This is a genomic window from Thermanaeromonas sp. DSM 22490 (genome assembly GCF_056378755.1).
In genome coordinates this window covers 17,224-28,591 of record NZ_JBJHHE010000027.1, presented here as the reverse complement: position 1 = coordinate 28,591, position 11,368 = coordinate 17,224, and the positions used below count along the sequence as shown (strand labels likewise).

Annotated in this window: 15 protein-coding genes and 1 pseudogene; all 16 read left to right on the top strand. The window is 60.3% G+C overall.

All coding sequences use genetic code 11. The features are described 5' to 3' along the window. Nucleotides 1-654: pseudogene (locus AC1BI1_RS13330) on the top strand (hypothetical protein); the annotation flags it as partial. A gap of 55 nt (nt 655-709) precedes the next feature. After that, nucleotides 710-2,074, top strand: a complete 1,365-nt coding sequence (locus tag AC1BI1_RS13325) for an ATPase, T2SS/T4P/T4SS family (RefSeq protein ID WP_476717797.1) — start codon at nt 710-712, stop codon at nt 2,072-2,074. Further along, on the top strand, nt 2,068-2,841 hold the full coding sequence (locus AC1BI1_RS13320; RefSeq protein ID WP_476717796.1) for a type II secretion system F family protein: 774 nt from the start codon (nt 2,068-2,070) through the stop codon (nt 2,839-2,841). The genes AC1BI1_RS13325 and AC1BI1_RS13320 overlap by 7 nt, the downstream gene beginning before the upstream one ends. 173 nt (nt 2,842-3,014) lie before the next feature. After that, nucleotides 3,015-3,671 carry a hypothetical protein gene (locus AC1BI1_RS13315; protein WP_476717795.1) on the top strand — a complete coding sequence of 219 codons (657 nt, stop codon included), beginning with the start codon at nt 3,015-3,017 and terminating at the stop codon, nt 3,669-3,671. Continuing rightward, nucleotides 3,671-4,285, top strand: a complete 615-nt coding sequence (locus AC1BI1_RS13310) for a hypothetical protein (RefSeq protein WP_476717794.1) — start codon at nt 3,671-3,673, stop codon at nt 4,283-4,285. Before AC1BI1_RS13315 ends, AC1BI1_RS13310 begins: the two co-directional genes overlap by 1 nt. A 28-nt stretch (nt 4,286-4,313) precedes the next feature. Further along, nucleotides 4,314-4,520: a hypothetical protein gene (locus AC1BI1_RS13305; RefSeq protein ID WP_476717793.1), complete on the top strand. Its 207-nt coding sequence runs from the start codon at nt 4,314-4,316 to the stop codon at nt 4,518-4,520. Between the two features lie 18 nt (nt 4,521-4,538). Further along, nucleotides 4,539-4,952, top strand: a complete 414-nt coding sequence (locus AC1BI1_RS13300) for a hypothetical protein (protein WP_476717792.1) — start codon at nt 4,539-4,541, stop codon at nt 4,950-4,952. Continuing rightward, nucleotides 4,949-5,641 (top strand): hypothetical protein, encoded by a 693-nt coding sequence (locus AC1BI1_RS13295; RefSeq protein ID WP_476717791.1) that lies wholly within the window; start codon nt 4,949-4,951, stop codon nt 5,639-5,641. The genes AC1BI1_RS13300 and AC1BI1_RS13295 overlap by 4 nt, the downstream gene beginning before the upstream one ends. After that, nucleotides 5,607-6,185 carry an SAF domain-containing protein gene (locus tag AC1BI1_RS13290; protein ID WP_476717790.1) on the top strand — a complete coding sequence of 193 codons (579 nt, stop codon included), beginning with the start codon at nt 5,607-5,609 and terminating at the stop codon, nt 6,183-6,185. Before AC1BI1_RS13295 ends, AC1BI1_RS13290 begins: the two co-directional genes overlap by 35 nt. Beyond that, complete coding sequence (locus AC1BI1_RS13285) at nt 6,178-6,798, top strand: GGDEF domain-containing protein (RefSeq protein WP_476717789.1); 621 nt, start codon at nt 6,178-6,180, stop codon at nt 6,796-6,798. Before AC1BI1_RS13290 ends, AC1BI1_RS13285 begins: the two co-directional genes overlap by 8 nt. A gap of 3 nt (nt 6,799-6,801) precedes the next feature. Then, nucleotides 6,802-6,924 (top strand): hypothetical protein, encoded by a 123-nt coding sequence (locus tag AC1BI1_RS13280; RefSeq protein WP_476717788.1) that lies wholly within the window; start codon nt 6,802-6,804, stop codon nt 6,922-6,924. Between the two features lie 32 nt (nt 6,925-6,956). Then, entirely contained in the window at nt 6,957-7,217 is a 261-nt protein-coding gene (locus AC1BI1_RS13275; protein WP_476717787.1) for a hypothetical protein, read from the top strand. A 152-nt stretch (nt 7,218-7,369) separates the two neighbouring features. Then, nucleotides 7,370-8,923 (top strand): CpaE/TadZ family protein, encoded by a 1,554-nt coding sequence (locus AC1BI1_RS13270; RefSeq protein WP_476717786.1) that lies wholly within the window; start codon nt 7,370-7,372, stop codon nt 8,921-8,923. A gap of 12 nt (nt 8,924-8,935) precedes the next feature. Further along, complete coding sequence (locus tag AC1BI1_RS13265; protein WP_476717785.1) at nt 8,936-9,841, top strand: CpaE/TadZ family protein; 906 nt, start codon at nt 8,936-8,938, stop codon at nt 9,839-9,841. A gap of 17 nt (nt 9,842-9,858) precedes the next feature. Continuing rightward, nucleotides 9,859-10,455, top strand: a complete 597-nt coding sequence (locus AC1BI1_RS13260; protein WP_476717784.1) for a stage II sporulation protein M — start codon at nt 9,859-9,861, stop codon at nt 10,453-10,455. Between the two features lie 16 nt (nt 10,456-10,471). Beyond that, nucleotides 10,472-11,368, top strand: a complete 897-nt coding sequence (locus AC1BI1_RS13255; protein WP_476717783.1) for a TlpA family protein disulfide reductase — start codon at nt 10,472-10,474, stop codon at nt 11,366-11,368.

Here is an 11,368-nt window from a genome sequence, read left to right as displayed (position 1 = left end):
GTGGTCCAGCCCATCCAGGTGCCCCTCCCACCCGGCGACCAGGGAGGCACTTCCGGCGGTGGCGATGACGGCTCCGGCTCTACAACTGGCGAGCTGGTCTTCTATGCCCGCAGCCGCGGCGGCCAGGACATATACGGGAACTATAAGCCTCCCGAGGACCGGCCGGTGAACACTGCCAAGTATGCGGACATAGTTAAGGCGGTACTGCGGCCGAAGCCTCCCACTCCTCCGAGGGGCAGGCTGGTGTCGTGGGAGGTAGTTTCTGCTACGCTGACTTATCCCAAGATGAACCCCGAGTTCTCCTTCGGCCACCCGACTGCGGAACCCGTAGGCACGGTGACGGTATCCATGGTGCCTAACGGTCACGAGGCTACGGTTGAATTTGAGGAGGACTGGAGCCTGGCCGGGGCCCCCATTTACGACATGCTAGCGGACAGGATGGCTCCGCCGGCTACGGAGTACACCATAAAGGCAGAGTACACGATCAGGTATACGTATGAGTATGAGGTGACCCGCAGGAGAACTTATACCGATAAAAACGGCGAAACCCGTACTGAGACCTGGACGGAGACTGTGAGGCAGGAGGCTACAGCTTCCGGCACGGCTTCGGGCAAACTCCTTGTGAACGGCACGGGTATAAACATACTCTGGTAGGAGCTTTCTGGGGCCGCTCCCTTCCTGGGGGGCGGCTTTTCTTTTTTTATGGGAGGTGGTTTTTATCGCGCTTGAATTCGCTACCCACGACTGGCTGAAGGAAGTCGAGAGGCAGAAGGAGGCGATAATCGAAGAAGTAGCGCGGCAGCTGATGAAGGAGCACCCGGAGCTTTTTTCCGGCTCTCTGGACGGAGGAGCGAGGCTGGACGCGGAAGCGCTGGTGAGAAACGCTGTTTTCACGCGGGAGGACCTTACTCCGGAAGAGAAAGAGGACGGCGTACGGATCATCATGGGCCAGCTTACAGGCTACGGCCCGCTCCAGGAGTTCTTCACGGGTCCGGGTGCCGAGGAAATAACAGAGGTGGCGGTCAACCCTACGCCGAAAGGCCCCAGGGTGTTTTACGGCATGAGGGGCAGGCACTACCCGGCTACCGGAAACTACTTTAAGAACGATGACGAGGTGAAGAGGTTTGCCCAGAAAATATGCGAGGACGCCGGGAGGCCGTTCACGGCGGACTCTCCTATAGTTGACGCCTGGCTGCGGGACGGGTCGAGACTTTCGGTGATAGGCTTCAAGGCCAGCCCGCTGGGGACGGCCTTGACCATCAGGAAGTCGCCGCTGGCGCGGCCTCCGCTGCCGCTGCCCGCCCTGGTGAAGAGCGCAATGATGCCGCTGTTCGCGGCCGACTTCCTGGTGGACCTCATAGTGAAGGGCCATGCCAACCTGGGGGTGTTCGGCAGGACGGACTCCGGCAAGACGACGGTCCTGCGGAGCCTGGGTGAGCAGATCGACCCCGACGAGAGGGTGATCATAGGGGAGACCAGCTTTGAGCTTTCCCTGCCCAACCTGCCCAACTGCGTCAATATGGTGGAGGTCACCTATGGGGGCCAGAAGCTGGTGGACCTGGCGAGGATATGTGATGTAATAAACCGGTCCAACCCAGATCGAGCTATTGTTGGCGAGATCCGCGGTGGGGAAGTGGTGGCTGCTTCCGAGATAGCGGAGTCCACCAGCGGCGGCTTCTGGACCACGGGCCACGCCGGGGGAGTGGACGAGCTGCGCTCACGCCTGCCCAAGATGTTCTACCGCGGTGGCATGCCCCTGCCCAAGGAGTACGTTGACGAGCAGATCCGGGCCATGTTCCACTTCCTGGTGTTCCTGGACAAGAGCTACGACGGCAAGAGGACGCTTATGAGCATTGTGGAGGTAACGAAAGATGGCTACCGGACTATAATCCGCTTCGATGAAGAGGAGTTTGCCAGGACCAGGGGTAAGGTCCGCCGATGGGTATACGAGGCGCCCGTGACTGCGGAGAGGCTGGGCCGGCTGGCTTTCCGAGGTGCTGTTGTGAAGCCGGAGTACGAGCAGGTGCATGAGAAGTACCTTTACTCCGCGGAAGGGGAGACGCAGGGTTGTTAGCAGTAGGCCTTTTGCTGTCGCTATTCATACTGTTTTACTTTCTTACTCGTGGTGAGGTTCCCGAAAAGGCCGGAATTGTAAGCGTAACCAGGGATAAGCTCCTGCCCGGGGTCTCTGCAGCGGCGTTTTTCGTTGTGGGGTCGGCTTTATGCCGTACTACTCTGGGAGGTGTGCCATGGGCGGTCTTGGGCTGGTATGTGCCCGGGTGGGTCACCGCGTTTACCCAGGAGAGGCGCCGGGCGAGGCTCAGGGAGATGGTTAAGAGCTTTGTGGTGGCGGCTGCGGGCATGTTTTCTGCGGGCCAGACGGCCAGCGAGGTCATGAGGGTCATGGCCGAGCGGATGCCGGAACCTTTCGGGAGCGAGTTCAGGGAAATGGTGGGCCAGCGGGAGGCCTTCGGGACGCCTTTTTCCAGGTCTTTCGGCGGTCTCGCCCAGAAGTACGGCCTGGAGGAGTTCGACGCCGTGGCGGCCATACTGGCTGCCGCCGACCGGGCCGGTGGCCCCTATGCTGCGGCCAAAGGCCTCAAGCGGCTTGGCGCTGCGCTCCAGCAGAGGGATAGGCTTTTGGCCGAGAGGCGCAAGGAGACTTTTGAGCCGAAGGTGGCCGCAGCCGTGGTGATATTTTTGCTCACTTTGGGCTTTCTGGCCGATGCGCTGCTGTTGCCCCACTACTTTGAGGGCGGCGGCAGGCTGGTGCTGGCTGCGGCGTCGGCCGTAATAGTGGGCACTGTCTTCCTGGCGGTCAAGGCTGGGAGCCCGGAGTAGAGAAGGGGGGTGGTTTTCTGCTTGCGCTTGTTGGTCTCTTCGTGACGGCCTTTATTTTCTTTTACCTGGTCTTTTGCCCTGCTGGGGGCGAGCCTTCGCCTGCCGCGGTTACTGCGGATGCTGTGAAGGCAAGGCTCCGGAGGGGGTTCCTTACACCGGAAAGGACGGCACGCTTGGAGACCGTAGGCAGGTCGGTACGGGAGCTCTTCCGGAGTGGGGCGGTCATAGGCGGTGCCGCGGCCTTCCTGGCCTTCGTGGCGGGCGTGAAGTTTCTGGGGGTGCTGGCGTTGGTGCCTGCGGCCGTTGCTTTTATGGTGGGGCCGCTCCTGGCCTCTCTGTCGGTCGACTACGAGTTCCGGCGCTGGCAGGGCAGGGTCCTGGAGGGGGTGCCGAACCTCTTCAACTTCGTGCCCGCCTTCCTGGAGACAGGGGTCCTGACTCCGCGGGAAGCCCTGGCCCTTTCGCTCCCGTTCATACCCCAGCCCCTGCGGGGCCTCCTGGAGAACGCCGTGGCCTCCATAACCCTGAAGCACGACGTTAAGGAGGCTATGGATAAGCACCTTGCAGGAAGGGTGAAGCACCCTTTGATCGATGCCATAGCCTTCCGGCTTTCGTCGGCCTGGGACGTGCGGGTGGACGCCGGCATATTCGACGACCTGGCCGGGCAGCTCGCTTCCGTGCGGGAGGAGCTGGCGGCTAGGGCCACGGCGGCGAGGGCTTCCTTCTTTGTGCTCGTCGCCGTCCTCGGCCTTCTCGGCGCCCTGCCGCTGTTCGGTTATCCCGCCTTCAAGTTTATGGTGCAGAAGATTGCTGGGGGGTTCGGGATGTAATGGATAGAGGGGGTAAGCCGCGTGCGAAGGGTCGCTGCCGTGGTGCTTTTCCTGCTGGCGCTGGCGGTGCTCGTCTTGGGGTTTTTGTGGTGGCTGGCCACCGTAAAGCGCTGGGTTGTGTGAGGGACGAGCGGGGCTTTCTGGAGGTCTACTTGTTGGTCCTCTTTGCGGTGATCGCCCTCAGCGCCTTCGCCGTGCTCGCGGGGATAGTCTTCGGGGCGAAGAAGAACGCCGATGTGGTTTACCAGATAGTAGGCGAGGCCGTGGGTTTTGCGAGTGTATCTGCTTCGAGGGATACGGGGGGTAACCTGGAGCAGGTGGAATCCCGCGCCCGCCAGTATTTCATCCTGGCCTTCTCCAGGATGACGAACACTACTTTTAACGGCACGAGCTTCGTGCCGTCGGGTCCTTCGCCCATAAAGGCCCCGGCGGTCCTGGAGGAGTTCCGGTACGTCCGGCCGGGTGAGCCCGTGCCGGGCGGCATTGCCCGCCAGCCGGGCTTTGCGGCTACTCTAAACGTGCCTGTGTTCCTGGGAAATGTGCCCTTTATAGGGCCGCAGTTTTTGGACGTCCGGATGCGGTATTACCAGCCTGCCGGACGGATCCAGCTCTAAAACTTCTGCAAGGAGGTTTCTGGAGGTAATGCTAAACTATCCGAGGGGTTTAAAGGTGTTTGTGGGGCAGGTTATCGAGGATGAACGGGGCTCGCTTCCGGAGATGACGTGGGTTATCGGGGCGGCCCTGGTGGTGGCGGCCATTATAGTGCTGGCCTTTGCTTTTGCTCCCCAGACGGCCCAAAATTTCTGGAATGCGGCCACCAACTATATCCGCAGCCAGTTCGGGTTCTAGCCCGGGCGGTGGTGACTTTTGCTTGAGAGGATAGTATCGCTGTACCTGGTGGTCTTTGTGCTGGTGCTCTTTGCCATGTGCGGGGCCATGCTCATCGGCATGGTCTCGCAGTGGTACGCCCTCCAGTCGGAGGCGCAGTTCATCGCCGCGGGAATGAGCAGGTACGGTGGCTACACTACGGATCTGGACGCTCAGCTCAGGACCTTCATGGGCCAGATGAAGATGGACCGCTCGAAGGCGCAGGTAATGGTGTCTCCTTCCGGCGGCCCTGTCCCCTGGGGTCAAGTGGTGACCTGCCAGATCACCTATCCCTTCCGGTTCAGCGCTGGCCGGTTCTTTGCCCCGTTTGAAGTGCCTGTCACCGGGAAGGGGACCTCGGTGAGCGCTTACATTCCCGGCACGCTATCCGGGGTGAGTTATACTTCGCCATGAGGAGATTTTTCCTTTCCGCTTTTTGCCTGCTGTTTGCCGCTTCGATCCTGTTTTTTGCCAGGGGGGCGGAAAAGTACCGCCCCCTCCTGATCCTTTGCTGTGTTGGGACCCAGCTTCTGGTGGTCTACCTCTTCTGGTACCACCTGGCGCATATACCGCGCTGGAGGGAGGCCAGCAGGGGGGCCGGGCTCAACCTTCTGGTCCTGGTGCCCCTGAACCCCCTCCTGGCCCGGGCGGTGCTGCTTTCCTCTGGAGCCAGGCTGCGTCCAAAGAAAATCCGCCGGGCCTTCGAGCTGCATATAGCCGCTACGCGGAAGTACGGGCTGGCAGAGTTCGCCCGCCTTCTGGCTTCCGACCTTTACTTTGTGGCGGAGGGGCTGGAGCCGAGGACGTTAATCCTGTGGGAGACTGCGGCGCCTGTCCCGTCCACCTTCCGGCGTTACGTGAGGCAGAAACAGGCCGCGGGAGAGGCAGTATGGCAGAGAGGCGGGTGGGGCCCGGTCCGGTGCTTTGCCGCCCGTTCTGTCCGCCACGGAGCGCTCATATGGTACGGGAAAGGCCGAGAAAATTTCTTCGGGGGGTGCACTTTTGAGCAGGAAAACGGGGATAATTGTTTCTTTTCTTCTGGCTCTGCTGTTTACGGGGTTGGTCACCATGGGAGCGAATGCCAAGTACAGGCAGGCAAGTAAGACTGTCAACGTGGTCCGGGCCGCGCAGTTCATACCGGCTGGCGCGGAAATAAAGCCGGAAATGGTAGAAGTAGTGCCTATTCCTGCCCAAGCCGCGAACGGCGTGGCTACGGCTTTAGAAGAGGTCGTTGGGAAAGCAGCCGCCGTTTCTATGGTGAAAGGGCAGTACATTTGGAAGGAGGCTGTCAGGGAAGGGAAGGGCTTCCGCGATGGCTATACAGTCGTTTATGTGCCCGTGGACCTTTCCAGCTCTGCGGCCGTCTTGGCCGGTGAGGTGGTGGACGTTTACGGGATAGATAAGGGTGCTGGCGGGGCTTCTACTGCCAAGCTTCTGGCCCAAGGGGTAAGGGTGCTGCACAGTCTCAACCAGGACGGCAATGAAGTGGAGCCGGTGAAGAGCGGCGGCGGTATCAGTCCTGTGCCTGCCAGCAGAGCGCCCGCCTCCGTGGGCCTTGAGGTGCCCAAGGAGGTGGCCCCGCAGGTGGTGCAGTACGCTTCGGCCAAGGCGGTCTACTTAGCCAGGAGCGCGGTCCCCGGTGCGTAAGCTGTCATTTGGGCCGTGGGAGTACCTATCTCCCCTGGCTTTCTTCGGCGGGGAGGGCCTCCGGCCCGTGCGGGTCGTCTGGCCGGAACTTGAGGAAAAGCACGTTGACTTTCTCACCGGCCTGCCCAACCGTAGGGCCTTCGATGAGGCTTTACAGCTGGCGGCGGGAGAAGCCTGCCGCCAGTGCGCCGCATTCGGGATTATCCTTTTCGACCTTGACCACTTCAAGCAGGTCAACGACACTTACGGCCACCACACTGGCGATGCGGTGCTAAAGATATTTGCTTCCCGCCTGCGGTCTTCAATTAAGAGCATTGATTTTGCGGCCAGGTACGGTGGGGAGGAGTTTGCGGTGCTGGTGTTGGCGGCAGAGAAGGAAAAGGTGTGGGAGATAGGGGAGAGGGTGCGCCTGGCGGTTTCCGGCGCGCCCTTTTTTGTGGAGGGGAAGGAAATCACGGTAACGTGTTCCTTCGGCTGTGCGGTCTATCCGGTGGACGGGTCAACGGCGGAGGAAACCGTCAAGGCTGCGGATGCGGCCCTCTACCGGGCTAAGGAAGCGGGCCGCAACCGGGGGTGTTGTGCTGAGAGCAAATCGCAAAAGGGGGAGATATAACGCATGTATGAACGTTTCTGGCTCTGGCTGTTGGACGGGTTAAGAGCGAGGTTGGAAACCGACAATATGCGCCTGCGGGATTGGGTAAGGTACGGGATCTGGCTTATGCTGCCGCTTCCGAAGTAGTAGCTGGCAACGAATAACAGGAGGGGATCTATGTGCGGGAGATTATGTTTCTATGCGAGAACCCGGACTGTCCGGACTGCGAGCAGGAAGAGCTTGCTTGCTGTCAAGAGTGCAAGGGGCAAGGTGTATGCGAGAAAAGATGCGGACCTGTAAGGTGGAAGCAAAAGCTCTACAGTTCCGATGTCTTTCTTGTTCAAGAACTCGATAAGCTCGCGAGCAAGCTGGATAATTGGCTTGTTGCCGTGGCGGCCGAGAGAATTCGGAAGCTGGCCGGTTTGAGCGAAGCGAAGTAAGATTGTCTTACTTCTTTGTTGCCCTGCTGCCTCTGGGCTGTGGCTACAGGTCGGGTATGCCTTTCTTACTGGTACCGCAGGCACAAGGGGGCAGCCAGAGACGGCGGGGCATTTCCTTACATAGCGATTCAGCTTTGGACGGGGGTGGTGGAGTGCCTTTTTGTGTTATAGCTGCGGAAAGAAAGTCCGCCGATTTGATAAAACAGGATTTGATCAAGACGGGACTTTTCCCTGATTGGGAGTTTCACACCTGCACTTCTGCCCAGGAGCTTTACGGCTACAGCCCCAACAGGCCGGATGTGCTAGTAGTGAGCCGCTTCCTTCCGGGGGAGGAGATACGTGTTCTCCTCCAGCGCTTGCCCCTTCTGTTTCCGGCCAGCCATATAGTCCTGCTGGCTGGTAGCCTGGACGAAAAGGGAAGGGCGTTCGTCAGGATGGCGAAGCAGGCGGGGCTCAACAATATCGTTACGGGCAAGCTTCCGGGAGACAGGCCTTATAACATCTTGGCCGCTTTGAAGTATGAGCGGCAGGACGACGGGCTGGCGGCCCTGATGGCCGAGGAAGAAATCGGTTCGCCTGGGCCGGAAGGAGCGAAACCGGAAGAGTATGTTCAAGAGCCGTCTGCGCCTTCGGCTTCGGCAAAAACCACATATGCAGAACCGGTGCTTTCTCATACTTCCCGTCCGGTGAGGCCGTACGAGCTTTCTTCTGCTGAGAAACCGGAGCTTCACAGGGATGCCGACTACCTGGACGAGCTTCTGGACCGGTACGGCGGCTCTCCTGGCTCTCCTCAGGTTTCTTCTCCCGGACCGGCGTTTGAGAGGTCTTCAGCCAGAGCGTTTATTCCTAAGCCCGCGCAGGAGGCTTACGTTCACTCTCGTGCCGCGCGCAGGGGTATTCTGGTGCTCACCGCCGCTAACAAGGGGGGCGTGGGCAAGACCACGGTGGCGGTTACCCTGGCCATGGCCCTGGCCCGGGCGGGGATCCCGCTCGTGCTGTGGGATCTCGACTTCGGCGCTCCGGACGTGGCTTCCTTCTTCGACATATCCGGCGTGGCCGGGATAGAGGCGCTGGCCAAAGGGTCTTTCCGGCCCGAAATAGCTGAGGGACTGCTCGTTAAGGCGGAAGAAAACCTCTACGTCCTGCCCGGCCCCATGGACAGGACCGTCCCCGTTTTCGAGCCGGGAGAGATCGCGGCCATAGCGGAGCACCTGCTTTCGAGGTTCCCGGTGGTCATTGGCGATACTCCCCCGGAGTTCTGGACCAAGCCCTGGCTGGAGGGGGTGTTCCCCCTGGCTGACAAAGTGCTGGCCGTGGTCGACCAGTCGAAGTTCAGCGAGCAGGAAACCGCCGTTTACGCGCCCTGCCTTCTGGCCATCGGGGTCACGCCGGACAAGATAAGCATAGTCCTCAACCGCTTCAGCCCGAAGCTCCACAACGCGAAACTGGTTGAGAAGTATTTCTGCTCCGGCTTTAAGAAGGACGTTCCCGCGAAGCTCTTGCCGAAGGTGGTGGCGGTGATACCGGAAGAGTGGGAGGCTTACGTGCAGAAGGGTTATAAGGGCGAAGTGGTGGGCCTGGAGGACGCCTACAGCCAGTGGCACGCTCTTGCGGAAGAGATAGCGACAGCCGCAGGGTATACGTACAGGAAGCCGGAAGGGGAAAAGAAGGCTTTCTTCCGGTTCTTTGGCAGGAAAAAGAAGTAGGCTGGTGGTGTTATGAATAGCCTAGAGGAAAAAGTAAAGCGCATGGCTGAATACCTGGATCCCGAGGCCATATCTGCGGCCTTAAAAATCCCTGTGGAGACCGTGCAGGACATACTGGACGGCAAGGCGCAGGTGCAGGAGGTGGCGGGTGCTTCCCAATCTTCCCCGGTGGTACAGGTCAGCTCCGCAAGGGTGGCCTACCGTCAGAGGGTTATTGCCGTGTGGCGGGCCAGGGGTGGGGCCGGGGCTACCTCCGTGGCTTCGGGGCTGGCCTGGCTGCTGAAGGACATGATGCGCGTGCTTTTAGTGGACTGCTGCTTCGAGGCGGGCGGGAGCGACCTTTCTCTGGTTTTCAACCTGCCAGAGTACCCGCACCTCAGGGCCTTCGAGTACGGCGGCATTGCGGATGCGGTTGTGAAGGCCGGGCCAAATTTAGACGTGCTTCAGGCCCCGAGGAGCAGAAGCGAGCTTGACGAGCTTCCCGGGGGCATACTGGGGAAGGCGGTTACTGCCGCGCGTTCCGTTTACGATGCCATAATATGCGACCTGCCCAACAGCGAGGCCCCGCCAGTAGGGGAAGTCCTGGAAAATGCCACGACGTTGCTCCTGGTGACTACTGGCGGGGAGGCGGAAATGAGCAGGGTGGTGGCCCGGCTGGCGGCGTTAAATGTGAGGGACAAAGAAGTCTTTTTTCTCTGCAAGCGGGGGACTGACGGTTCGGGGCCCCTGGCGGATCTCCTTTCTTTCCATGAGTTCAGGCTTCCTGAGGATCCGGACCTTGCGCGCGGCCTGCACCGGGGGCAGGTCTTTCCCGCGAACGGGCCATTCATGCGGGCCTTGGCCCAGGTGCGGGACGCCATATACGAGGTTCCTGCCGCCCGGAAGGAAGGAATATTTCGCAAGATATTCGGCCGTTAAGGAAAGGGGTTGGTGCTTTGCGTAGCTTAACATGGGGTACGGCCTGCGGGCTGGCCCTGTTTCTTTTATGTCTGGGAGGGATCCTGGGAGTGGCGTTTCCCGCTCACATGGCCCGTGTAGGCGGTCCTGTCGTGAGCCGGATAATACACTCGGGGCCAGTGCTACAGCCCGGGTCGTTCAAGTTCGCGCTGGTAGTCCTGGCAAAGAACACTCTTACGCTTCTCGTCGTGCTTCTGGCCGGGCCTTCTTACGCCGGTCTGAGGTGCCGGTTCAGGTCGCGGCTGGCTATTTACCTTTCATGGGTAACCGATGTTTCGGTCGCTCTCTTCCCGGCCGTAATCCTGGTGCTTAACGGTGCGGTTCTTTCCTGGAGCCTCCTTTTATTCTCCAGGGCTGGAGTGCCCCTGATAGCTTTGTTGGGAGGGATCCTGCCCCACGGAGTATTCGAGCTTTCCGCTCTGGTCTTGGGTGCTGCTATGACGTTTTACCGGCCAGGAGGGAGTGTCAGGGAGAGGCTGGCATTTTTCTTCCGGCCCGTACTGCCCCTGTTGGTGGTCGCCTCCCTGCTGGAAACCTACGTTTCGCCGGCCGTTATGGCGGGGCTATGGGCCTGAGCGGGAGGGGGCAGAAGTGCTGCTGGCGGGCATTGCTTATACTGCCCTTGCCGTCGGGTCGCTAGCCCTGTGGGCGGCGGGCTTCGTCCCCTACTGCGGCTACGGCTTCTTTCTGGGGAGCCCCCTCCTCTTGTGGGGAACAACGGCTTATGCCTGCATGGCTGTGGCCTGCTTTGGCGGGGTACGGAGGCGGTACGCTCTCGCCGGGGCCACCTTCCTGGCGGTGATCCACGCCTCTTTACTCACCCTGGCCTGGCGGGATTCCGGCTACCTCTGCCCGGCCTGTACGGTTTTTCTCTTGATTGAGACTCTTTCGGCCGTGCTTCTGGCCTTTGCACGGACCGGGAAGCAGTATCCTGTATTGCTTTCTCTGGCCGGGGTCTTCCTGCTTGTAAGTGCCGGGCTCCTGGCCTACAAGCCTGGCGTTTCTAGGTATGCGGTGCTTGCCAGTAGCGTATCGGAGGCGGTTCCAGTTTCTGCGGGCAGCGGAACGGTTGTACCGGACAGGGCTTCTACTTCTGGCAAGCAGGTGAGTGGGAAACTCCCGGCTACGGAGGGGCTTTCGGTTAGCGTGGTGGCTGCTGATGGCAGACAGGTAGAACTCGATCTTTCGCGGCGACCCGTCCTCTACTTTGCCTGGTGGTGTCCGGCGTGCCGGGAAGTTTTGCGGGAAGTGGGCAGGCTTCCGGAGGAAAGGAGGCCTTACTTGGTAGCTGTCTGCTATACGGGTATAGACATCTCGCGTTCTGCGGAGAAACTGGTGGAGGCCGGGCTTTCGGATATGGAGCTTTATATAAGCCGGGAGAGTCCGGGTGACGCTCTTCCGGCACTTTTGCTGGTTGAAGAAGGAAAGGAGAGAACAGTTAGCGGCAAAGATGCGGTATTGAGGGAGGTTGGAAAGGGGGGACCGTAA